Source organism: Amycolatopsis sp. NPDC005232, from assembly GCF_040607795.1.
In the GTDB taxonomy this organism is placed as follows: domain Bacteria; phylum Actinomycetota; class Actinomycetes; order Mycobacteriales; family Pseudonocardiaceae; genus Amycolatopsis.
The window spans coordinates 290,840-313,412 of the sequence record NZ_JBEXHL010000002.1 but is presented as its reverse complement, the minus strand read 5'-3'; the positions used below and the strand labels follow the sequence as shown (position 1 = coordinate 313,412).

Annotated in this window: 25 protein-coding genes; 13 read left to right on the top strand and 12 right to left on the bottom strand. The window is 68.7% G+C overall.

The genetic code is table 11. The features are described 5' to 3' along the window. Nucleotides 1–199 precede the first annotated feature (199 nt). Nucleotides 200–475, top strand: a complete 276-nt coding sequence (locus ABZU76_RS05180) for a hypothetical protein (RefSeq protein ID WP_354865253.1) — start codon at nt 200–202, stop codon at nt 473–475. A gap of 6 nt (nt 476–481) precedes the next feature. On the opposite strand, the gene ABZU76_RS05175 is transcribed toward ABZU76_RS05180, so the two are convergent. The 5 genes from ABZU76_RS05175 to ABZU76_RS05155 form a co-directional block, all read right to left on the bottom strand. After that, nucleotides 482–787, bottom strand: a complete 306-nt coding sequence (locus ABZU76_RS05175) for a hypothetical protein (protein WP_354865251.1) — start codon at nt 785–787, stop codon at nt 482–484. A 5-nt stretch (nt 788–792) separates the two neighbouring features. Beyond that, nucleotides 793–1,185, bottom strand: coding sequence for a nuclear transport factor 2 family protein (locus ABZU76_RS05170; RefSeq protein WP_354865249.1), 393 nt, complete (start codon nt 1,183–1,185; stop codon nt 793–795). 113 nt (nt 1,186–1,298) lie between these two features. Beyond that, entirely contained in the window at nt 1,299–2,492 is a 1,194-nt protein-coding gene (locus ABZU76_RS05165; RefSeq protein ID WP_354865247.1) for a sigma-70 family RNA polymerase sigma factor, read from the bottom strand. After that, the gene (locus ABZU76_RS05160; protein ID WP_354865245.1) at nt 2,489–2,836 is read right to left on the bottom strand and encodes a YciI family protein; all 348 of its coding nucleotides are present in this window, start codon (nt 2,834–2,836) and stop codon (nt 2,489–2,491) included. Before ABZU76_RS05160 ends, ABZU76_RS05165 begins: the two co-directional genes overlap by 4 nt. 110 nt (nt 2,837–2,946) lie before the next feature. Continuing rightward, nucleotides 2,947–3,597 carry a hypothetical protein gene (locus tag ABZU76_RS05155; protein WP_354865243.1) on the bottom strand — a complete coding sequence of 217 codons (651 nt, stop codon included), beginning with the start codon at nt 3,595–3,597 and terminating at the stop codon, nt 2,947–2,949. 114 nt (nt 3,598–3,711) lie between these two features. Between ABZU76_RS05155 and ABZU76_RS05150 the strand changes: the two genes are divergently transcribed. Continuing rightward, nucleotides 3,712–4,089: a nitroreductase family deazaflavin-dependent oxidoreductase gene (locus tag ABZU76_RS05150; RefSeq protein ID WP_220245210.1), complete on the top strand. Its 378-nt coding sequence runs from the start codon at nt 3,712–3,714 to the stop codon at nt 4,087–4,089. Between the two features lie 9 nt (nt 4,090–4,098). Next, nucleotides 4,099–4,629 carry a GNAT family protein gene (locus ABZU76_RS05145; protein ID WP_354865241.1) on the top strand — a complete coding sequence of 177 codons (531 nt, stop codon included), beginning with the start codon at nt 4,099–4,101 and terminating at the stop codon, nt 4,627–4,629. Between the two features lies 1 nt (nt 4,630). On the opposite strand, the gene ABZU76_RS05140 is transcribed toward ABZU76_RS05145, so the two are convergent. Further along, nucleotides 4,631–4,954, bottom strand: a complete 324-nt coding sequence (locus tag ABZU76_RS05140) for an MmcQ/YjbR family DNA-binding protein (RefSeq protein WP_220245208.1) — start codon at nt 4,952–4,954, stop codon at nt 4,631–4,633. A 95-nt stretch (nt 4,955–5,049) separates the two neighbouring features. Next, on the bottom strand, nt 5,050–6,738 hold the full coding sequence (locus ABZU76_RS05135) for a bifunctional metallophosphatase/5'-nucleotidase (RefSeq protein WP_354865239.1): 1,689 nt from the start codon (nt 6,736–6,738) through the stop codon (nt 5,050–5,052). A gap of 214 nt (nt 6,739–6,952) precedes the next feature. On the opposite strand from ABZU76_RS05135, the gene ABZU76_RS05130 reads away from it, so the two are divergent. Beyond that, nucleotides 6,953–7,084 (top strand): hypothetical protein, encoded by a 132-nt coding sequence (locus ABZU76_RS05130; RefSeq protein ID WP_354865237.1) that lies wholly within the window; start codon nt 6,953–6,955, stop codon nt 7,082–7,084. A gap of 91 nt (nt 7,085–7,175) precedes the next feature. Continuing rightward, nucleotides 7,176–7,817: a VanZ family protein gene (locus ABZU76_RS05125; protein ID WP_354865235.1), complete on the top strand. Its 642-nt coding sequence runs from the start codon at nt 7,176–7,178 to the stop codon at nt 7,815–7,817. 162 nt (nt 7,818–7,979) lie between these two features. On the opposite strand, the gene ABZU76_RS05120 is transcribed toward ABZU76_RS05125, so the two are convergent. After that, nucleotides 7,980–8,645 (bottom strand): class I SAM-dependent methyltransferase, encoded by a 666-nt coding sequence (locus ABZU76_RS05120; protein ID WP_354865233.1) that lies wholly within the window; start codon nt 8,643–8,645, stop codon nt 7,980–7,982. Between the two features lie 28 nt (nt 8,646–8,673). On the opposite strand from ABZU76_RS05120, the gene mug reads away from it, so the two are divergent. From mug to ABZU76_RS05100, 4 genes are all read left to right on the top strand, one after another. Next, nucleotides 8,674–9,222, top strand: a complete 549-nt coding sequence (mug, locus tag ABZU76_RS05115) for a G/U mismatch-specific DNA glycosylase (protein ID WP_354865231.1) — start codon at nt 8,674–8,676, stop codon at nt 9,220–9,222. 294 nt (nt 9,223–9,516) lie between these two features. Then, complete coding sequence (locus ABZU76_RS05110; protein ID WP_354865229.1) at nt 9,517–10,305, top strand: response regulator transcription factor; 789 nt, start codon at nt 9,517–9,519, stop codon at nt 10,303–10,305. 159 nt (nt 10,306–10,464) lie between these two features. Then, nucleotides 10,465–12,309 (top strand): acyl-CoA dehydrogenase, encoded by a 1,845-nt coding sequence (locus ABZU76_RS05105; protein WP_354865227.1) that lies wholly within the window; start codon nt 10,465–10,467, stop codon nt 12,307–12,309. Between the two features lie 230 nt (nt 12,310–12,539). Then, nucleotides 12,540–12,815: a GlsB/YeaQ/YmgE family stress response membrane protein gene (locus ABZU76_RS05100; RefSeq protein WP_354865225.1), complete on the top strand. Its 276-nt coding sequence runs from the start codon at nt 12,540–12,542 to the stop codon at nt 12,813–12,815. 55 nt (nt 12,816–12,870) lie between these two features. Here ABZU76_RS05100 and ABZU76_RS05095 read toward each other — a convergent pair whose 3' ends face one another. From ABZU76_RS05095 to ABZU76_RS05085, 3 genes are read right to left on the bottom strand one after another with little or no spacing between them, the layout of a single operon-like run. Continuing rightward, nucleotides 12,871–14,703 (bottom strand): VanW family protein, encoded by a 1,833-nt coding sequence (locus ABZU76_RS05095; RefSeq protein WP_354865223.1) that lies wholly within the window; start codon nt 14,701–14,703, stop codon nt 12,871–12,873. Nucleotides 14,704–14,726: 23 nt separating this feature from the next. After that, nucleotides 14,727–15,020, bottom strand: a complete 294-nt coding sequence (locus ABZU76_RS05090; RefSeq protein ID WP_220247246.1) for a co-chaperone GroES — start codon at nt 15,018–15,020, stop codon at nt 14,727–14,729. A 40-nt stretch (nt 15,021–15,060) separates the two neighbouring features. Continuing rightward, nucleotides 15,061–16,905, bottom strand: a complete 1,845-nt coding sequence (locus ABZU76_RS05085; RefSeq protein WP_354865221.1) for an NHL domain-containing thioredoxin family protein — start codon at nt 16,903–16,905, stop codon at nt 15,061–15,063. Nucleotides 16,906–17,057: 152 nt separating this feature from the next. Between ABZU76_RS05085 and ABZU76_RS05080 the strand changes: the two genes are divergently transcribed. Continuing rightward, a complete protein-coding gene (locus tag ABZU76_RS05080) occupies nt 17,058–17,624 on the top strand; it encodes a hypothetical protein (RefSeq protein WP_354865219.1) in 567 nt (188 codons plus the stop codon). A gap of 7 nt (nt 17,625–17,631) precedes the next feature. Here ABZU76_RS05080 and ABZU76_RS05075 read toward each other — a convergent pair whose 3' ends face one another. Then, a complete protein-coding gene (locus ABZU76_RS05075) occupies nt 17,632–19,932 on the bottom strand; it encodes an oxidoreductase (RefSeq protein ID WP_354865217.1) in 2,301 nt (766 codons plus the stop codon). A gap of 260 nt (nt 19,933–20,192) precedes the next feature. Between ABZU76_RS05075 and ABZU76_RS05070 the strand changes: the two genes are divergently transcribed. Genes ABZU76_RS05070 through ABZU76_RS05060 form a run of 3 tightly spaced genes read left to right on the top strand, consistent with a single transcriptional unit; the run spans nt 20,193 to nt 22,541 of the window. Further along, the gene (locus ABZU76_RS05070) at nt 20,193–20,696 is read left to right on the top strand and encodes a hypothetical protein (RefSeq protein ID WP_354865215.1); all 504 of its coding nucleotides are present in this window, start codon (nt 20,193–20,195) and stop codon (nt 20,694–20,696) included. Nucleotides 20,697–20,720: 24 nt separating this feature from the next. Beyond that, nucleotides 20,721–21,290 (top strand): DUF3558 domain-containing protein, encoded by a 570-nt coding sequence (locus tag ABZU76_RS05065; protein ID WP_354865213.1) that lies wholly within the window; start codon nt 20,721–20,723, stop codon nt 21,288–21,290. A gap of 6 nt (nt 21,291–21,296) precedes the next feature. Then, entirely contained in the window at nt 21,297–22,541 is a 1,245-nt protein-coding gene (locus tag ABZU76_RS05060) for a hypothetical protein (protein ID WP_354865211.1), read from the top strand. The last annotated feature ends 32 nt before the right edge of the window (nt 22,542–22,573 follow it).

The window sequence follows — 22,573 nt, the reverse complement described above, 5'->3', positions numbered from 1 at the left end:
TCAACGGCGGCCGACCGCAGGCAGCCCGGTCCGCAGGTCAGGACCACTATCGGCCATGATCACCCTGGTTCCCAAGCTGAATACGCGGGTTCGATTCCCGTCATCCGCTCCACAAATGCAGCGAGGGTGTTTTCCGATTCACGGAAAACACCCTCACTGCTATTTCACCGCCACCCTCCACAAGGGGATAATCCCACCCATGACGCGTGGCGAGCAGCTCGGCGAAGTCATCAACGACCTCCTGCACATCCTCCGCACCGGCGAGCACGACACGTCCTGGAGCAGCTACCGCTCCGTGGACGACGCCATAACCGAGCTGGAACAGCTCAAAGAGCGCATCCGACAAGGCGACCACAACGCAGAACAACGGCTCAGGGAACTCTTCCTCCCCACCGGCGCCCTCGAGGAAATCGCCGTCTCGAGTGGGTGGAGCGGGACGTGGGTCGGGCTCACCAAGAAGATCGATCCACAATAGACATACTCACACGTCGTCGCCGACGTCGAGTTTGCGGTAGAAGGTGATCTCCGGCTGGGTGGTGATGCCGGCCGCCGCCATCAAGGCGCCGATGCGGTCGCTTTCGGAGGAGAAGAAGGCCTGGAACGAGGCCTCGTCGGGCCAGACGTCGACGACCAGGAGGTCCTTGTCGTCGGCCCAGAAGTGGTGGGACTGCAGGCCGTGGGCGCGGGCGGAGGCGATGATGGTCGACATGCGGGCGGGGTCGGAGGCGGCGGCCTTCTCGAACTGGGCGCCGTTGCCGGGAACGCGTAGGAGCATCAGCACGGACATGGTGATCACCCCCAGAAGGCGTCGTCGGAGGATTCGTCCTGAGAGACGTCCAGCAGGTCGACCGCTTGGCCGTCGCGCATCCTGAACACCAGCGCGTGGCGAGTGTCGAGGTGTTTGCCGCCGCGGGTGCCGGTGGAGTGGTAGACCGTGACGACCTCGTCGTCGTTCGCGTAGACCTCCTCGAGGGCCACACGGAGGGTGCCGTCGCTGCGGGTTGCGAGCTCGCCGTACATCGACAGGATCGCGTCGCGGCCCTTGTGGTCGCCGGAAAAGACGTTGTGGCCTGGCATGTGTTGCACGGCGTCGGCGGCGATGAGCTCGGACAGGGCCTCGACGTCGCCGGAGGAGAAGGCCGCGTAGCCGCGGCGGATGAGTGTCGCGTTGGGGTGTTCGGCCATCGTGGGGCCCCCTCTGCAAAGAAAAAGTTGGGCGCCCTGGGTGCGGGCGTGTTCACCGGCCGCAGGGCGTGTCACCATCGAACGCGCCGCGCCGCGAACGTGTCAAGGCCGCCCTATTCACCTGCTCGGCGACGCAACAAGGCCGCGTGGCCGGGACCAAGGCCCGCCGCTTCGGCGCTGGCCACAGCAGCCAGAGCCGCAGAGCGATTTCCCAAGCGGTGCAACAGTTCCGCTCGCGTCGCGTGCCACCAGGGGTAGTCCGCCAGGACGTCCAGCGCGTCCACGAGCGGCAGGGCCACGGCGGCGCCGTCACGTTCGGCGATCGCGGCGGCGCGGTTCAGTGACACCACCGGGCTCGGGCGGACGGTGAAAAGCACGTCGTACCAAGAGATCACGGCGTCCCAGTTGGTCGACTCGTACGTCGGCGCCAAGGCGTGACAGGCCGCGATCGCCGCTTCCACCACATAAGGATTGGGCACGGAAGGCGTCCGCCGCAAAGCGCGCCCCACCAGCAAAACGCCCTCCTGGATCAGCACGGCGTCCCACAGCGAACGGTCCTGATCGGCCAGCAGCACGGGCAAACCGTCGTCGGCGACGCGCGTGCACCGGCGCGCGTCGTGCAGCAAGAGCAACGCCAGCAGCCCCAGCACCGTCGGCTCGTCCGGCATCAGCGACGCGAGCAGCCGCGCCAGCCGCACGGCCTCGTCGACCAGCGGAGCGCGCACGCCCGCGTACCCCTCGTTGAAGATCAGGTACACGGTCGCCGCCACACCGGAAAGCCGCTCGGGCAGCTCCTCCGCCGCCGGCACGCGGTACGGGATCCCCGCCGTCGCGATCTTCTGCTTCGCCCGCGTCAGCCGCTTCGCCGCCGTCGCCTCGGGCAGGCGCAGGCCACGCGCGACCTCGGCGGTCGACAAACCGCCGAGCGTCCGCAGCGACAAAGCGACCTGCGCGTCCACCGACAGACACGGGTGGCAGCAGGTGAACACGAGGCGCAGCAAGTCGTCGCGGATCACGGAAGGCGGCGGATCGTCCTCGGCGAGCGGCATCGCGTCCGCCTCCTTCCCGACGCGCTTGGCCTCGCGGCGCAGCACGTCGACGGCGCGTCGCCGCGCCGTCACGAGCAGCCAGGCCCGCGGGTTGTCCGGGACGCCGTCGCGCGGCCACGTTTCGAGCGCCCGCACGACGGCGTCCTGCACCGCGTCCTCGGCCAGGTCCACGCTGCCGATGACCCGCACGAGCGTGGCGAGCACCCGGGTCCCCTCATCCCGGATGAGCCGCGCCAGCGTGTCACCGGCGACCGTCACGAGAACTCGACGATCGGGCGCACCTCGACGGCGCCGTCCCACGCGGCCGGGATCTGGGCGGCGACCTTGACGGCTTCGTCGAGGTCGGCGCATTCGATGAGGTAGAAGCCGGTGAGGGCTTCTTTCGTCTCGGCGTACGGGCCGTCGCTGGTCACGATGTCGCCGCCCTTGCCGCCGTTCACGCGGACGGTGGTGGCCGTCGCGGTCGGGTACAGGGCGTTGCCGCCACGGATGACGGCGGCGGCCGCCGCACCGAACTCGTTGTAGTCCTTCATCATCGACGCGGCTTCGGGCTGCGTCGGGTCCACGTCGGCGGAATAGATGAGCGCGGCATAGGTGGGCATGGCTGCTCCTGGTGAGTGTCCGGACCGGCGCCGTTCGCCGGCTAACACTCTAAGGACGAATGGCCCCTGCCGCGCCAGGACAATCGCCGCGGAAAACTTTCAGCCCTCTTTCAACCCTCGACGAGCTCCCACTCGGCACCCGGCTCGGCGCGGTCGAAGACCTGGCCGGGCGCGGCCTGCAGCACGTTCACGACGTCCGGGTACAGGCTCACCACGTGCTCCAGCTCCAGGCCCTCGACCTCAAAATCCTCGGCTTCCGGCACCTCGAAGCCCACGAAGAGCCACGTGCCGTCACCCTCGCGCACCACCTGGCGTACGGCGCGAACGGGCGCGTCACCACCGGTCACGATCTCGGTGAGCCCGGTCGACAACTGCACCTCGTCCACCGGCGAGCCCGGGTGCTGCCACGCGGCGATGCGCGCGTCGCGGATCTCGCGGTCCTCGGCCTCGTCGTCGGAGTCGGCGACGGAGCTCAGCAGCCACGCCGAACGCTCGGGGTCCCAGTCGGCCGCCATGCCCGTTGGCAGCGACGCCAGCGCCGTGAGCTGCGGGACCAGCTCCACGGCCTCGCGCAGCGAGACTGCGCCGAACTGCTCGCGGTTGACGTCCATGTCCTCGTCGAACTCGGCGCCGTCGCTGATGAACCAGTCGTCGTCATCGTCGAGGACCACGAACGCGAGCTGCGAGGGGTCCTCCAGCAACGCCCGCGCGAAGATCACGGGCGACTCAGGGTCCTGTCGCAGCGTCCAGTCGTTCGACATGTTCTTCTCCCCGCGTCGTGCCTGCGTCCGCGAACATCCCACCAGATGTGCGAAACGGCCTCGCACCGGCCCGAAAACGCCCTAATTCCACGGACGTTGGATTACGCTGGACGGATGGTGCTGCCAGAACGCCTCGCCCACTTCAACCGCGTGGTGACCAACCGCGTCACGGGACCGTTCGTCGGGTGGCTGCCCGGCTTCGGGATGGTTGTGCACCAGGGCCGCCGGTCCGGCAAGGAGTTCCGCACTCCGCTCAACGTCTTCCGCACCGACGACGGCTTCGTCGTCGCCCTCACCTACGGCCCCGACACCGACTGGGTCAAAAACGTGCTGGCCGCGGGCCACGCGGAGATCGTCACGCGCGGCCGAAAATGGCGCGTCAGTGATCCACGGCTCGTGCATGATGGGTCCCGCCGTCCGATGCCGCCTGGGGTGCGCCAGTTCCTCGGGCTCGTCGGGGTCGAGGACTTCCTGCTGCTACGGCGGGAGTGAGGGGGAGCGGTGCTCACGGGCAAGCTGGTGCGGCTGCGGGCGCTCGAGACGTCGGACGCGGAGTCGCTCTACCGCTGGATCCACGACCCCGAGGTCGGGCAGTGGATGGACAGCTCGTACCCGCGTTCGCTCGACCAGGTGCGCAAGCGTTGCGAGGAACGCCCGGTCAACACCTACGCCCACCTGGTGTGCGGCATCGAATCCGTGGCGTCGGGCGCGTTGATCGGCGTGACCGACCTGCGCGACGCCACGCCGGAGACCGGGCGCGCGGAGCTGGACATCTACATCGGCGAGAAGGACCACTGGAACGGCGGCTACGGCACCGAAGCGCTCCGGCTGATGTGCCGCTACGGCTTCAACGTGATGCGCCTGCACCTCATCGCCCTGTGGGTCGTCGCCGAGAACGAACGCGCGCGCCACGTCTACCGCAAGGCCGGCTTCGTCGAGGACGGCAGGCACCGCGAATGCTTCCGCGGCAGCGACGGGAAGTACCACGACATGTACCTGATGAGCCTGCTGGAACCCGAGCTGGTCGACTGATTCACAGCAGCTTGCGCGGAGCCTTGCGCCGCCACGACTCCACCAGGAGTTCCTTCAGTTGCACCGGATCCACCCGTTCCAGGTCGACGAGGATCGAGCCGTAACCGTCGTAGTGCGGCGTCGTGAAATAGGCCGGGTCGCCGGACGCGAGGAGGGCTTCCTTCTCGTCGAGGCCGCAGAACAGGACCACGCCGCCCTCGGCTTCGCTGCGCAGGCGCGCGAAGCCCTTGCCCGCGACCTTCAACGCGGGCGTGCGGTACCAGGTGGACTCCTCGGTCTCCGGCAGCTCCGCCGCGAGTGCCACCACGTCTTCCCAGGTCGTCATTGGTCCCATCGTGCGCTTCCGCACGTGTGAAAGCTTGGAAAAACGAGAGCCCCGCCCCTCAACGAGCGAGGGGCGGGGCTACTCGAAACAACCGACTACGGAACCATCGTGATCCGGTCCGCCGGCGGCGGGGTGACGCCCGGGTGCGCGCCGAGGTACGCGATCAGCGCGTCGAGGTCCACGGGACCGCCCGCGAGGTCGGTGCCCTTCGTGAACTCGGTGAACCCGTCGCCGCCCGCGGCGAGGAAGTTGTTCACCGACACGCGGAACGTCGCGGCCGGGTCCACCGGCGTGCCGTTCACCGTGATGTTCGAGACGCGCGAACCGATCGGCGCCGAGGCCGAGTAGGTGTAGTGCAGGCTGCTCGAGATCTGCAGGATCTTGGTGCCGCCCGGCTGGCCCCACTGCTGCTCCAGCACGGTCTTCAGGTTCGCGCCGGTGAGCGTGATCGTCTGCATGATGTTCGCGAACGGCTGCACGGTGAACGCCTCGCCGTAGGTGACCACGCCGTCGCCCTCGCCGTTGGGCGAAGACGCGTAGTTCAGGTCCGCGCGGATGCCGCCGGGGTTGGTGATGGCGACGACCGCGTTGTTGGACTTGGTGCCTTCGAGTTGCGCATCGGCGATCACGTCGCCGATCGTCGACTCACCCGAGGGCGCGCCGGCCGCGGTGAGCTCCGCGGTGATGGTGCCGACCTGCTTGTTGGCGATCGGGCCCGACTTGGTCTTGGCCTCGTCAACGAGCTTGGTCACGGCCGGGTCCGGCGTCACGTCGCGGGTCACGATCTCGTTGTGCGCCTTGGTCTGCGACCGGATGACGTCGCGCGTGCGCAGGTCGATCTTCAGGTCCACGACGGACAGCAGCCGGCCGAACGACGCGCCCTGGATCACCGGGCGCGGCTGGCCCGCGGGGTCGTTGATCACGCAGTTGTACTGCTGGTGGCTGTGGCCGGTGAAGATCGCGTCGACCTTCGGGCTCACGTTCTTGGCGATGACGTCGGCCTCGCCGCCCGGCGCCACCTTGCAGTCGTTGGGGCCGGAGCCCGGCAGCGTCTCGTCGCCCTGGTGCAGCAGCACGACCTGGGCCTTGATGCCCAGCAGGTCGAGCAGGTTGGCCGTGCGGTTGATGGCCTGCGCCTCGTCGCCGAACTTCAGGCCCTTGATGGCATCGGGCGTGACGACCGAGGGCAGGTCCTTCAGCGTGGCGCCGATGATGCCGATCGGCACGCCGCCGGAGAACTGCACCGAGAACGGCAGCAGCGCGGGCAGACCGTTTGTGAAGTACACATTGGACCCGAGGATCGGGAAGTCCGCGCCCTGGTACGTCGGGTGGAACTGGCAGCCGTCGGTCTTGTTGCAGCCGCCGAACTGCATGCGCAGCAGTTCCTGGTAACCCTCGTCGAACTCGTGGTTGCCGACCGCGGAGGCCTTCACGCCCAGCTCGTTGAGGAAGTCGATGGTCGGCTCGTCGTGGAACAGCGCCGAGATCACCGGCGACGCGCCCACGTTGTCGCCCGCCGAGAGCACCATCGAGTTGCGCACCTGCGACTCGAGCTGCTTCACGTGCGTCGCCACGTACGCCGCGCCGCCCGCGTCCACACTGGTCCCGTCGGACACGAACACCTTGCCGGCCGAACCCGCCGGCGGCTCGAGGTTGCCGTGCAGGTCGTTCAGCGTGATGATCCGGACGTCCGTGGTCTGCGCGGCCGACGCGGGCACGCTCGTGACGGCCACAGTGGCCAATGCGGCCGCGGCGGTGACCGCGAGCCGGGTGAAGAGCCTCATGTTTCCTCCGATTTCGCGCCCGTCGTCCCCTGGAACGGGCACACGGCGGTGCAGTCTGCCCAAACGGGAGGGACCTCACCAGAGGAAAAAGGAGGGTGATGGGCAAATGTCACCCGGCGTTTTCGCTCGGGTGTCCGGTTCGGTGCAATGGGGCTGCCCGGCGTAACGCGCAGCCCCCAGGCAGCGATCAACCGGCCGAACCCCGGGAGTCACTGTGGAACTGCAGATCGTCGCGACCGTGATCGTGGTCGTCGCCCTGCTCGTCGGTGGCACGGTCTTCGCGGCGTGGCGGTCGGAGCGCGCCGAGGACGAGCAGCGCGACGAGGAGCCTGACCGATCGGCTTAAGTCGCCCTCGGCCAGATGGCCGATCCGGCCGGATTCCGTCCGGCTCTTCGACCGAAGTGGCGTGACCCCCAAGATCCATAACGTTCTCGGCATGACGAACGCACAGGTCACGGCCCTGCAGTACGGATTCATCGGATTCCTCGCACTGTGGGGCACGCTGCTCGTCCCGCAGCTCGTGCTGCAGCTGGCGCGCTACGGCCGCCCGCGGCTGCGCGGCCTCGTGACCACGGCCTCGGTCGTCTTCTACGCGTGCATGGCGCTCGCGGTCGTCTTCCTGCCGCTGCCGAGCGCGAACGGCCGGCGCCTCGAGCAGACGGTGCAGCTGCGGCCGTTCCAGTGGATCGCCGACATCCACACGGAGCTGGTGAAGCACGGTCTTTCGGCGGCGCACTGGTTCAGTACACAGACGTTCCAGCAGGCCGCGCTCAACGTGCTGCTCTTCGTGCCGCTCGGGATCTTCGCCCGCATCCTGTGGCGCCGCGGCCTCGTCGGCGCGCTGGCCGTGGGTGCGGCGGTGTCACTGGCCATCGAGATCACGCAGCTCACCGCGAACTTCGGGACGGCGCCGTTCGTCTACCGCATCTTCGACGTCGACGACCTCATGACCAACACCTTCGGCGCCGGCCTCGGGTGGCTCTTCGGCGCCCTGCTGCTCGCCCTGCGCGGAATCCCTTCAGCGATCCACGCTCAGCCGACCGGGCGCGAGCGGATCGACTTCGCCCAGACGCGCTAGCCGCGCCTTGCGCCGCAGCGCCGCCCGCTTGGCGGCGCGCCGGTCTTCCAGAACCACGATCAGCGAGGCGGCTGCCAGAATGAGGGCCACCAGTGCGAGGACAACCCAAAGCTGCACGCGGGCTCCTCCCTACGACGTTGTGCGAGAGATCACACAGGCTACCTAGATCGGTACCTGATCCGCTACCCCGCGTGCCGAGAACCAATCCCGGTCAGCGGTCAGCCACTCGCCTAAGGTCAGATCGGCCGAGGTCAGCGCCTCGGACAGCTCCGGAAAACTCAGCCGCCGGCAGGTGAATTCTTGGTGCCACACCCGTTCGGCGGCTCGGTAGCGCACCGTCGCGGACAGCAGATCGCCCTCGCGGACGACGTCGTGCAGCGAAACGGCGACCTCCCCGAGGAGCCCGCCCGGCCCCTCGGCCACGTGGTCGAACCACTCCGGCGGGTGCCACTCGACGAGCAACCGGCCCCCGGGCGCGATGTGCCGCCGGGCCGCCGCGAGCAGCGCGTGGCACTCCGCGGAATCGGCCGCGTTGACCAGATGGCTGCCCAGCAGGACCACGTCGAACTCGCGCTCCAGCCGCAGGTCGCCGATCCGCGTGCAGACCGTTTCCGCCCCGCGGATGTGGGAGAGCATCTCCGGAGACTCGTCGACCGCGACCACGGCGTGGCCGAGCTCCAGCAACGGGTGCGTCACGCGTCCGCAGCCGCTGCCCAGCTCCAGGATCGACGCGGCGTCGGGCACGGCGCCGTGGACGATCTCTGGTTCGCCGGCCGCGGGCAGCCGCAGGTAGAGGTCCACGGAGCAACCGTCGGGCGTCGTGGTCATGCCGAACAGCGTGCCCGAAACTGGACCCATGCCCATCCGACCCACCAAAGACCAGCTTGCCGCGGCGCAGGACGTCGTCATCCCCGACGTCATCGCGCCCGGGTTGGACGTGCTGTTCTGCGGGATCAACCCCGGGCTCTACTCGGGCGCCCTCGGCCTGCACTTCGCGAGGCCCGGCAACCGCTTCTGGCCCGCTCTGCACGCCGGGGGCTTCACGCCGCGGCTGCTGGACCCGAGTGAGCAGCACGAGCTCCTCGACCTCGGCCTCGGGATCACCAACGTCGTCGCGCGGACCACCGCCCGGGCGGACGAGCTGACCGGCGACGAGCTGCGCGAAGGTGGCAAGACGCTGGTCGACAAAGTCCTCGAGAACAAACCCCGCTGGCTCGCCGTGCTGGGCATCACCGCCTACCGCACCGCGTTCGGCGAGAAGAAAGCCAAAGTCGGCCCCCAAGAGCGCGTGATCGGCGAGACCGGCGTCTGGGTCCTGCCCAACCCCAGCGGCCTCAACGCCCACTGGACGCCCGCCGGCCTCGCGAGCGAGTTCGCCGCGCTGCGTGCACGGGTAGTCACGTAGCGACCATCTTTCGGCTACACCCTCAGTAGCAAACGGGCGAGCCACCGCTGCAGTACAGAGCCAAAAAGCCGCAGATCACGAACCTTTTTCTACGGAGAGTTTGCTGCAACCGGCCGATACGGCCATGAGGGGGAAACCGCGTCACAACCGCCTTCCGAAGGAGTCGAATCAAGGACAAGGTGTCATTCCTGTCCGATCCCAGCAGGGGGGATCGGGTGGTGCCAGGACGGCACGCCGGGGGGCGTGCGCGGGCGTCCGGCGACCCGGGAACGACCTGGAAGACGGAGGCCCGAGATGCGCGGCATCGAGCCCCACCGAACGCCGGCTGTGCCCGGACAACTGACCGCGAACCGCAGCCTGGGGGTGGCTGTCGTCGATCCCATCCCGATCTTCCGCGAGGGGCTCGCGTCGATGGTCCACCGGACGCCGGGGCTGCACTGGGCGGGCCAGGCGGCCAGCCACCACGCCGCGATGCAGCTGTGCGAGCAGGTGCGTCCCGACGTCGTGATCCTCGACTCGGCGCTGGATCCCCACTGCCACCTCACGAAGCTCCTCAATTCCGGCGACCCCGCCGTGGTGCTGGTGACGCTGGTGCGCGACGTCAACCGCACACAGCAGTACCTCGCCACGGCCATCGCGGCGGGCGTGCACGCGATCGTGCCGCGGGCGGTGGATCCGCGGCGGCTGGCGGAAGCCGTCCGGCGCGCGCACACCGACCGGCGCTACATCGACCCGGCGCTGGCCGCGCTCACCGCGCGGCCCAAGCGGCAGCCGTCCCCCAGGGCGGCGCCGGCCGAGGAGCACCTCACCCAGCCGAAGGGCGCGATGCCGCTGTCGCGCCGCGAGTACCAGGTGCTGCAGCTCGTGGCCGAAGGCCTGGAGAACTCGGCGATCGCGAAGCTGCTGTTCCTCTCCGTCGAAACGGTCCGGACGCACGTGAAGAGCATCCTGCGCAAGCTGACCGCGCGCGATCGCACACACGCCGTGACCATCGCGTTCCGCAGCGGCATCCTCGTGCCCCACACTGACGACACCCACATGCCCGTGCCAGCCGACCGCGCCGTGGCGCGCGGCACGCCCTGAGGTCGGCTTCCTGGTCGATGTCGGTTTTTCGGCTGAATCCACACCCCTGGAAGAGGGGAACCGCTTGCTCCAGTTACTCGTAGGTAATATCCTGAAGTTACCGGCGAGTAAGGGAACATGTGCCCGGCCGGAAAGCCGAACACGACACGGAGTGACGACATGGGCCACTACAAGAGCAACGTCCGAGACCTGGAGTTCAACCTCTTCGAGGTACTCGGCGTGCAGGACCGCCTTGGCAAGGGCGTGCTGGCCGAGTCGGACGAGGAGACCGCGCGCGGCGTGCTCTCGGAGCTGAACAAGCTCGCCACCGGCCCGCTCGCCGAGTCCTACGCCGACGCGGACCGCAACCCGCCGGTGTACGACCCCAAGACCTTCAGCGTGAAGATCCCCGAGTCGTTCAAGAAGAGCTACAAGCAGCTCCTGGACGGCGAGTGGTGGCGCCTCGGCCTCACCAACGACCTGGGCGGCTTCGGCCTGCCCCCGACGGTGCAGTGGGCCGCGTCCGAGCTGATCCTCGGCGCCAACGCACCGCTGTTCATGTACATGGCGGGCCCGAACTTCGCCATGATCGTGAACAACAACGGCACCGAAGAGCACAAGCGCTGGGCGCAGCTCATGATCGACCGCCAGTGGGGCGCCACGATGGTGCTGACCGAGCCCGACGCGGGCTCCGACGTCGGAGCCGGCCGCACCAAGGCTGTCAAGCAGGAGGACGGCTCCTGGCACATCGACGGCGTGAAGCGGTTCATCACCTCCGCCGAGCACGACATGAGCGAAAACATCATGCACCTCGTGCTGGCGCGCCCGGAGGGTCCCGGCATCGAGACCAAGCCGGGCACCAAGGGCCTGTCGCTGTTCCTCGTGCCGAAGTTCCACTTCGACTCCGAGACCGGTGAGCTGGGCGAGCGCAACGGCGCTTTCGTGACGAACGTCGAGCACAAGATGGGCATCAAGGCGTCCACCACGTGCGAGCTGACCTTCGGCCAGCACGGCACCCCGGCCAAGGGCTGGCTGCTCGGCGAAGTGCACAACGGCATCGCCCAGATGTTCCAGGTCATCGAGTACGCCCGCATGATGGTGGGCACCAAGGCCATCGCCACGCTGTCGACCGGTTACCTCAACGCGCTCGGCTACGCCAAGGAGCGCGTGCAGGGCGCCGACCTGCCGAACATGCTCAACAAGGCCGCGCCGCGCGTCACCATCACGCACCACCCGGACGTGCGCCGTTCGCTGATGCTGCAGAAGGCGTACGCGGAGGGCCTGCGCGCCGTCTACCTGTACACGGCGTCGTTCCAGGACCAGCTGTGGACGCAGGACGGTGATGAGGCCGCGCTGAAGCTGGCGCACGGCATCAACGACCTGCTGCTGCCGGTCGTCAAGGGCGTCGGCTCCGAGCGCGCCACCGAGCAGCTCGTGCAGTCGCTGCAGACGCTCGGCGGGTCCGGCTTCCTGCAGGACTACCCCATCGAGCAGTACATCCGCGACGCGAAGATCGACTCGCTCTACGAGGGCACCACGGCCATCCAGTCGCTCGACTTCTTCTTCCGGAAGATCGTGCGCGACAAGGGGCAGGCACTCGCGTTCCTCGCCGGTGAGATCACGAAGTTCATCGAGTCCGAGGCGGGCAACGGCCGGCTCAAGAACGAGCGCGCGCTACTGAAGCAGGCCCTCGAGGACTCCCAGGGCATGCTCGGCGCGATGATCGGCTTCCTCACCGCTTCGCAGGACGACCCGCAGAGCATCAACAAGGTCGGCCAGCACACCGTGCGGCTGCTGATGTCGATGGGCGACCTGCTGGTGGGCTGGCAGCTGCTCAAGCAGGCCGAGGTCGCGATCGCCAAGCTCGACGCGGGCGCGGCGGCCAAGGACGTGGCCTTCTACGAGGGCAAGGTGGCCGTGGCGTCGTTCTTCGCGAAGTCGGTGCTGCCGGAGCTGTCCTCGCGCCGCACGATCGTCGAAGGCGCCGACAACGCGCTGATGGAGCTGGACGAGGCGGCTTTCTAGGCTCTTCCCGTTCCCCTGCGGATGCCCTCGGCCCATCTCGGGCCGGGGGCATCCGTGTTTCTTCCGGGTGACTTCGCCCGCTGCGGGTGAGAGCTCCCGCCGCGGCTCACGGCACGCTGGTGCCAGGTGGGTGATATCGCCGTGGTCTCGAGTTTCGGCCGTCCGTTCCCAGGGCATCCGGACGCCGAGTCCGCGGCTCGGCCCGGAACCCATCTGGCAGAGGAGTTTCGATGACCGTCTCAGGCATCATCAGCGCCATCGTGGTCGGCTTGATCCTCGGCCTGCTCGGCCGCTTGGTCGTGCCCGGCAAACAGAACATCCCGATCTGGCTGATGCTCCTCGTGGGCATCGCGGCCGCCTTCATCGGCAGCGCCATCGCGCGCGGCATCGGATACGCCGACACGAGCGGCATCGACTGGCTCGAAATCATCACCCAGGTCGGTGTCGCCGCACTCGGCGTGGCCTTGGTCGCGAGCCTGTGGAGCAAGCGAAGTATCAACAGGTGACTTCGCGGCCCGGCCCCTTGTGCGGGCCGGGCCGTTCTGTCCTATGTGGACGCTGTCAGCAGATCACGATCGGCTGCGGCGAGTACGTGGTGTTGCGCGTTTCCTCACGGACCTCGTTGCCCGTCGCCAGGTCGTGGAACACGCGTGTGTCGGACACGCTGAAGCCCGGCGCGCCGATCGACGGCCGGCACGCGCCGTCGGGACCGGGTCCGAATTGGACGGTCGGCGAGACCTCGTCGGACGTGCCCCCGGTGCGGCCCTCGACGAGGTAGTGTTTCGTGCCCCAGATCCGCACGGTGACGGAATCCCCGCTGACGCCGGCCTGGATCGCGAAGCCCGTGTCGTCGTTGTCGGTGATCTTCAGCTCCACCGGGTTCCCCGCGTCGTCGATGGCTTTCGCGTCGCGGCCGGCGGGGTAGCGGTCGAGGTAGTGGTCGTGGGCGAGGTGGCCGCCGTCGCCGAGGCCGGCCAGGTACGCCGCGTTGTACAAAGTGGACGCGAGCTGCGAAACTCCGCCGCCCACCACGGAAGGACCGGTGCCGTCTTCGTTCGCGGGCGCGCTGACGTAGCCGTCGGCCGCGGTCCGCGAGCCCGAGCGGGCGCCGAGGCTGAACGTGTCGCCGGGTTTCACGATGGCACCGGAGATTCGGTCGGCCAGCGTCTGGATGTTCGTGGCCGCGGGGCCGGAGAACCCGCTCGTGGTGAACTCGCCGATCACCTCCTTGATGCCCAGCGCGTTGGCCGCGTCGGTGGAGAGGCTCGGCTTCGTGGCGTCGTAGGCCACCGGCAGGTCACGCCCCCTCGGCTTGGCGAGCACGGCCGTGAGCGACTTGAAAGTGTTGGCCCAGTTGATCTTCCGGGCGTCTTCGGACGGGTTGACGGTCGGCGCGCCCGAGGTGAACACGATTTCGGCGTTGCGCCCGTCGGTTTCGGTCGACGCGAGGTCGGATTCCACGGCCTGCTGCAGCTTGCCCTGGTCGATGCGCAGCTCGAGCGAGCCGCCGTCGCGCGGCGCGAACTGGAACGACCCCGCGATGGCCGCCGGCTCCAGCGCGACGTCCTTGCCCTGCCCGTGCAACACCACCGGCGCGGCGACGGCGAGGGCCACGACCTGGTCGAGCAGCGCGTGAACGCCTTTCGACGTGGCTTTCGCCGGCCTCACGGCCATCTGCAGCGTGACGCCGCCCGGTGCGAGCCACTCGTTCGCCACGGTCTGCGCGGCCGCGCGCACGTCGGTGAGCTCCTGGCCCTGTCGCGGCTCCACGGGGTACGCAGTGACGGCGCCGTCGTCCCCGGGCTGGAAGCCGATGCTGCCCTCGACCAGCGGGTGGTTGAGCTTGTCCGTCGCGAGGGTGCCCAGCGCCTGCGCCACCTGCTCCTGGTCCGAGCGCGTGACCACGCCGACGTCGCGCGTGGTGAAGAACGACAGGAACCGCGTGATCGGGCTCAACGGCTGGTGCCCGGCCTGCGCGAGCGTGCCTGGCCAGTCGAGGCCGAGGCCGGACTCCGACGGCACCATCGACGTCGTGATGTCGCCCGCGTGCAAGGTCACCGGCTGCGTCAGCCGCGGCTGCAGCTCCGTGCGCAGCTTGGCCTCGGCGTCGGCGTGGGAGAGGCCACCGACGTCGACGCCCGCCACGAGCACGCCGCGCGGCACGTCGCCGGCGCTGGTGACGAGGTCGATCGCGTACAGCAGTACGAAGAGCCCCAGCGCGCAGCCGACGATCATGAACGTGCGTGCGACACCCTTGCGCAGGCGCCGCTGCGGCGTCTCCGGCAGCGGGGGCCCGTCGACGACGGCGAAGATCTCGGTGGCGAGGTCGTCGTCTTCGCGCTCCGGCAGCAGGTCGTCGATGAAGAGGTCCTGCGAGGTCTCGTCTTCGCGCACGCCTGCCCTCCCGTGGCCGGGAGCTACAGGTAGAGCCCCGTGCCGTGTTCGGTCCGCTCGGTGGCGACGGCGTGAACGTCCCGTTCGCGCAGCACGAAGTGGCCCTCACCCTGGATCTCGACCTCGAGCTGGTCCTCCGGGTTGAAGAGCACGCGATCGCCCTGCTTGACGTTGCGCACGCTGTTGCCGACGCCCAGTACATCACCCCAGGCGAGCCTGCGGGCCACCTGCGCGGTCGCGGGGATCACGATTCCGCCGCTGCTGCGGCGCTCGCCCTCCTCCGGCGACAGGCGCACGAGCACGCGGTCCTGCAGCATCTGGATCTGGAGCTTGGGCTTGTCGGGCACGTCCCCAATGCTACTGACTGGGTGCCGCCGGCTTCGGCTCACCCGCCATGACCAGGCTGAGCGTGCGCTCACCACCGCTCTCGAAGCGCACCGGCACACCCCAGTCCTGCCGCGTGATGCGGCACGCGGGGTGCTCGCCGCCCTCGTCGCAGCTGGCCGCCTGGGCGACGACCTGCAGCACGCCTTCCGTTACGCCGTCGGCGAACCGGATGCGGCGGGTGAGGTCGGTGCCGATGCCGGCGCCGTCGGCGAGCAGCTCCGGCGGCGACGCGCTGACCTCCAGCCGCGTGGACGGCCCGTAGCGGTCGTCGAGCTTCTCACCCGGCGGCGGCGTGAAGACCACGGCGAACTCGACGTCGCCGGTCGCGAGCACCGTCGGCGGGCGCCGGACCGCGTTCTTCTCGCCGGCCACGGTCGTGACTTGGGCTCCGACCGGCGCGAGACGGTTGCCTGCCGACTCGACGACGAGCAGCTCACCGTCGTGCAGCAGCAGGCCCTGCGGCTCGGCGAGGCCGGTGGCGAGCGTGGTGACCTCGCGCGTGAACGGGTCGTAGCGGCGGACGGCGCCGTTGTAGGTGTCGGCGATCGCGATGCGGTCGCCGGGCAGTACGGCCAGGCCCAGCGGGTGCTGCAGCAGCGCTTCTTCGGCCGCGCCGTCGGCGTGGCCGAAGGAGAACAGGTCGGTGCCGACGGCGGTGTGCACGGTGAACGTCTCGCCCTCGGGCTCGATCCACCGCAGCGCCGAGGTTTCCGCGTCGGCGAGCCACAGCTTGTCGCCGTCGGGCGCGAGGCCGGACGTCTGCGCGAAGAACGCCTCGCTCGCTTCGCCGTCTTTGAGGCCTTCAACGGTCGTCCCGGCGAAGCGGCGGATGCCGCCGGAGATCGGGTCGAAAACGCTGAGCGTGTGGTTGCCGGCCATGGCGACCACGACGCCTCCGGCGGGCGCCCACCACGCGACGTCCCACGGGCTCGTGAGGTCGGTGTCGAGGGCTTTGCCGGTGTCGGTGCCGTTGCGCCACTGGTTGCCGGTGCCGGCGACGGTGGTGACCTCGCCGGTGTTGAGGTCGATGCCGCGCAGTCGATGACCCGCGGTGTCGGCGACGACGGCGTGGTAGCCGGCGCGCTGGGCGACCTCGTTGGGCAGCAGCGCGATGCCCGAGGGCTCGGTGAAGGTGGCGACGTCGAACGGCCCGTCCTGCGCGCCTCGCTCGCCGCTGCCGAAGCGGCGGATCACGGTCTCGCCGTCGGACGCGAACTCGACCACGGAGTGGTGCCCGGTGTCGGCGACGAGGATGCGGCCCTCCGCCGTGGCGACGGCCTTGCTCGGAAAGCGCAGCTCCGTCTGCTGCTCTTCGACCGGCACGTACGGGTTGCCGCCCCGGCGGAGCGTGCCCTTCGCGGCGTGCTTCGCCACGAGGTCCGCGACAACGCGTCTCAGCGCTTCACCGTGGCCCTCACCCGCGGCGACGTGCACGACGTAGCCCTCGGGGTCGACGACCACCAGCGTCGGCCACGCACGCACGGCGTACTGCGACCACAGCTCCATCTTCGGGTCGTTCACCACGGGGTGGTGCACCTCGTAGCGGCGCACGGCCGCCTCGATCGACGCGCGCTCACCCTCGTGCAGGAACTTCGGCGAGTGCACCCCCACGGTGACCAGGACGTCGACGTACTCCTCCTCGAGCGGGCGCAGCTCGTCGAGCACGTGCAGGCAGTTGACGCAGCCACTGGTCCAGAAGTCGAGCAGCACGATCCGCCCGCGCAACTCCGCGAGGGAGAGTCGCCGGCCGCCGGTGTTGAGCCAGACGTCGCCGGTCAGTTCGGGTGCGCGTACTCGCGCCTGTGCGGAACTCACGCGACGAGTGAACTACACGTTGCCGTGGTGTGTTCCGTCAACCACGGTCTGGGAGAAGAACCTCACCCCGCCGAGGGAGGTTGTTGTCCGGCCGTCAAGGCGGCGCAAAAAGGACGCGCGAGGCCGTGTGGGCGGTACGTACGCTTCTTCGTATGTCACACGTCCAGCAAGTCCTCACGGTGGAGGAGGCCCGCACGCTGCAGGAAAGCCTCGGGGAGCCCCTGCGTCCGGGCTTGTCGGAAGCCGAGCTCACCGACGTCGAAGCCCAGTTCGGCTTCCGGTTCTCCCTGGACCACCGGGCGTTTCTCACCGCGGGCGTGCCGGTGGGCGACCGGTGGCCCGATTGGCTGCACGGCAACCCGGATCACCTGCGAAAACGCCTCGACTGGCCCGTCGACGGGCTGCTGTACGAGGTCGAGCACAACGGCTTCTGGCACCCGTCGTGGGGCGAGCGGCCCAGGGTGCTCTCCAACGCGCTGGCCTGCGCCCAGCGATGTCTCGCCGCCGTGCCCCAGCTGGTGCCGGTCTGCGGACACCGCTACCTGCCGGCGATCGCGGGCGCGTCGGGGTATCCGGTGTTGTCCGTTTACCACGCTGACGTGGTGGTATACGGCTGGGACCTGCGCGGTTACCTGCGGCATGAGTTCGACGGCGCGCCGTTGGCCGAAGAGCCGGCTGACGCGCGTGAGGTGGCGTTCTGGTCGGGGCTGTCGGAGTGAGGTTTGTTCAGCTGTCGCGGCGCACCATGCGGCCGAAGCCGGCCGCGACGGTCGTCGCGAGCAGCCAGCCAGAGACGGTGAAGCCGGCGGCCACCCAGTTGTCCGCGCCGTGCATGTACCAGCGCGACTTGTTGCCGAAGTCGACGATCGGCACCAGCAGGTCGGCCGTGTAGATCACCGGGTTCCACTGCAGCCCCGTGTCCTGCTGGTTGACGAGGCAGCGCGGCCCGCTCACGGCGTAGCGGCCGGGGTTCTGCACGCAGTCGTCGCTGCCGAGGCCGAACCACAGGCTGCCGAGCACCAGCAACGTCAGCAGCCAGCCGAGCGCGCGCACCGGCCGGTAGCCGTAGCCGACCATCGAGCGTTGCAGGAAGCTCCACAGCCGCACGCCGGGGCCGAAGATCTTGAACCCCTTCGCGAGCGCTTCGTAGCGGAACTGCTGCTTGCGCAACCCGACCGTCGAGGCGTGTTCTTCGTTGCCGGCCGCGCGCAGGGTCGCGGCGAGCTGGTCGTACGGACCGGGCCGGTAGCCGCGCATCGCATTGCTCAGCAACGCGATGCGATGGTCGAGAGCGCGGTCGTCGTCGAGGGGGATGCCGTGTTTCAAGGCGTCGTAACGGAAGTCGTCGAGCTCGATGCCGTCCGCGGCGGCCCAGAACTCCTCCGTGTCGCCGAGGGTCCCGCAGTGCGCGCGCCGGAGCACGACGCGTCCCGCGGGCGGCGTGCGGAAGCCGAAGAGGAACTCGTCGGCCGTCACGTCGCTCGCGTCGAGCGCGATCCCGTGCGACGGAAGGGATCCGAGCTGTGCGCCGCCGAGCTCGAGCCGCCGAGCGATCTGCGCGCCGTCGAGATTGACGCCGCCCTCCGCGACGAACGCGCGGTCCTTGTTCTCCGTCAGCACCAGGTCACGGCCGATTCGCGCGGTCCGGACGTCGAGCGAGAAGCTCGACGACGTGCGCTGCCCCGGCTCGGTGAGCTTGCTGCCGTAGAGGTTCACGCTGCCGCCCACCACGACGCCCTGCAGGCGCACGGTGCCCTGCAACGTCGCGTCGGTGAGCTGGAAGTTGCCCGCGATCTTGGCGCGGCGCGCGGAGAAGACGTCGCGCCCGGGGTGCAGGAACATCGAATTCCACGCGAGGAAGTTGCCGCCGATCTGCACGTCCGCCATGCGCAGCTGCCCCACGGGCACGCGCAGGCTCGTGGCCTCGACGTCCCCGCCGATGGTCGACCCGTCGAGGTGCAGCGCGCGGTCGTAGTACGGCGTCGCGCGGCCGCGCGCCATCTTGATCTCCGCGCCGGCCAGCCTGAGCGAGCCGCCGATGCGCGCGTTGACCATGCGCAGCGTGCCGAACGCCTGCAACCCGTCGGACAGCTCCAGGTTGCCGTCGACCTTCAGCCGATCGGCGACGAGCGCGGGCCGCGGGTCGAGGTACGGGTCGTTCGACTTCCACGCGTCGACGGCCACCGGCCCGCGCTGGTCCACGGTCAGTTTCGCCTCCCGCAGGACGATGTCACTGTCCACAGTGGCGCTCGGGAAGTACATGATGCCCTTGGCGGAGAACCGTTTCCGCTCGGCGGCCGGACCGTAGTTGTCCACTTCGCACAGCAGGCTGCCGCCGATGTGGATGCCGTTGCCGTTGAACGCGAAGCCGTCGGGGTTGTCGAACTCCGCGCCGGAGAAGTTCACGTTGCCGCCCGTGCGCATACCCGGCACGCGCACCTCGCCGCGCGCCACCATGCGATACGCGAGCAGCGCGCCCGTGATCACGAGCCGGTCGGCCTGGATCGCCTTGCCGTGGGGGTGCTTGATCGTCGTGCGCGTGAGCACGACCGACCCCTCGATCACGGCGTCGGTGAGGTTCACGGCGGCGTTGGGCATGCCACGCTCGCGGTCGTCGCCGCGCATGATCGTGGTCTCGGGGATCTCACTGTCCTCCGGCCCGACCTCCACCACGCTCCGGATGAGCCGAACATCGTTGCGGCTACGCAGGTTGCGCGCCTTGAGCCCCGGCAACCAGCACTTCCGGAAGACGAGCCCGAGCACGTTCGCCTCCCGCACATCCGGCGGAAACTCGAACCGGCACCGCTCGAAGCGGAACAGATACCCCAGCTCGGCGGCCCTCAGGTCGAACGTCCCGGTGATGTACGCGTCCTCGACCTGCACGATCGGCGCGTTGGTCGCCTGCTTGCGCCACCCGAGAATCCCGCCCGTGCCGGGTTTCAGCAGGTCCGCGGCCTTCACCTCGTACCTCTTGTCGGGCACCCCGGCAAACGGATCCAGCGGCGGCAGCGTCGTGTCGGTCGGCACGTGCCCCCTCGCTCGCTGGTGGTAGTACCAGCGAATCGGAAGAGAGGAGGAATGGCAAGCGTCCTAATGGAGTAGCGGTGACTTGTTGGCGGACTGCCAAGTTCGTGGTGCTTTTCAACGCCTGACGAGCTGTTCCCCGCCGGCGGGTGATCTTGCGGGAACCGATCTTGTGGGGGAGTCGTCCCTGTTAAGGTCACTTGCTGGAGCTGAATCTGAACACAGGGTAGGCCGCGCGCGCGGCCCGTGCGGGGAGGCACGACATGCCAGACGGAAACACAGGCGGGCTGCAGGGTGTCAACAACGAGCTGACCACACCGGCGCAACAGGCACCGGCAGACTCTGGTCTGATACCGGGCTCGAACACCGCACCGCCACCTGCCCAGCCCCCGGACTATCTCGCACTGGGGTCGGACCAGGCGAAGTCCGATTTCGCAACCGCATCGGCGAACGGTGGCTGGGACTTCGACCCGGAAGCAATCGACAAGGTAATCACCCAGCTCGAAGACAGCCTTGACGGTGACTACGCCGAGGCGCGCCGGCACGCGGCAAAGCTGATGCAGATCCCAGCACCCGGATCCGAAGTCGGAAGTCAGGGGTACGTCCAAACCGCGAGTGCTTCCGGCGCTTCCTATAACCAGTTCTTGAAGGGCGCCACGGATTTCATCAGCGCATACGTCAAAACACTGAAGGATATTCGCACCGCCTATCAGAATAACGACGAGCAAACCAAAGAACAGCTACGCAATTTCGGAAAGGCCCTGTAGATGCGAGCCCGCAGTTCGGCAGTCGTGTTGATCGCCGCAGCACTGACCTCAGCCGCATGCAGCGGCGGATCAACCTCCGGTATGCCCTCTCCTTCACCGTCGGCCAACTCGACAGCACCGCAGAGCTTGGCGCCCAAAATCACTGAGCCGATCACTGACACGTCCTCCATTGAGGCCGACCCGTGTTCGGCAGTGCCGGTCACCGTTGTCGAAAGCGCCGGCGGCACGGTGAAGAAGACTGCGGTCGACGACTCAGACTTGGGCAAAGACTGCGCCTGGACTTTCGATGGCACCGGCAACGTCAGCGGCGGACTGGTCACTGCGAACAAGGACGGATTGAACGGTCTGTACATCCAGCACTCCCGCGGCGCGCTAACGACCTTCAAGCCGCAGCCGTCCATCCAGGGCTACCCGGCGGTGGTGTACGACAACGGTGGCGAAGGCCTAGGCGCATGCAATCTCGCAGTCGGGATTCGTAACGACGTCACGTACACGGTGATCACCCAGCTTCGAGACGGCAATCCAGCCCTCCAGGACCCGTGCTCCATGGCCACAGCGCTGGCGTCCGCCGCGATCACGCACCTCAAAGGCTGATTGATCATGACCTACAGCGGCTGGGAGATTTACACCTATATCCACAATCCTGGGCAAACAGAGCCTCTGGACAACGCCCGAGACGCGTCTGGCTCACTCAAGACAATCCACGAGAACATCGTGCGCACGTTGACCTCAGGGCAGAGTGCGCTCAACGAATTCTGGCACGGCAAGGCGGCCGATACAGGCACCGCGGGCCTCACGCCCTTGATCCAAGGTTCTCAAATCGCCAGCGAGAACCTGGACCGGGCAAGCCGTTCCATGCAAGAACAATCCGACGCGTTTCGCTACGTCCGCGACAACGCGAAGAACGTTTCCAAGGACAAGGCCAACGACAACACGCCTGAAGACTGGTTCTCGATCGGAGCGAGTGACGACGAGAAGGCAGCCGCTCAGTTCGACGCCGATACCAAGTTCAACGTCGAGCTGTACGAGCCGTACTACCAGAGCACTCAGCCGCGCAGGACGACTCTCGCGCCGGACTACCCGGCAGCTCACGACCCCAACGTCTCCGCCAGCGGGATCACGCCTGATCAAGTAACGCCGGTGACGTCCGGTGGCCCCCACAGCTCCGGCAGCGGTAGCCACTCTTCCGGGCATTCCGGCGGTTACACGCCTGGCCCCAGCACCTACTCCGCACCTCCCGGCGCGGCCGGATACCACGCTCCTGCTCCGCCGGGGCATTCGACGGTCGGAGTGAACACCCCGGCGGCGAATGACACCACGAGTGCCGCGTTCGCAGGGCCGACGCAGACGCCGGGTGGACCCGGATCATCGTCGTGGCAGGGGCCCGGTGGGGTTGGGGTCAACGGGCCCGGCGGTGGCAACAGCAGCGGCTTCGGTCCCGGGTTCGGGCCGGTCGGCGGATTCGGCGGCGGTGGCGGCTTCGGGCCGGGCGGCGGCCGGGGCGGCTTCGGTCCCGGTGGCAGCGGCAGCGGCTTCGGGCCCGGCGGTGGCGGGGCATCCGGTGGCGCAGCGGGTGCCGGGCGTGGCGTCGGTGCAGGTGCGGGCACCGGAGCCGGTGCGATGGGTGAAGGCGCAGGCGCCGCGAGGCCCGGTGGAATGGGTGCGGCCGGTGCCAAGGGCCAGCCCGGCATGGGTGGTGGCATGGGTGCCGGCGGAAACAAGGGCGGCAAGGGGCCTGAGGACGAGGAGCACCAGCGCAAGATCCTCCTGTCCGAGGAAGACCCCGACTCCATCTTCGGCGGATACGACGGCAACAAGCCCACCCCGCCGGTGATCGGGGCGTAGGGAAGCGCCGGGGCGGCTGGCAGGTGGCCGGC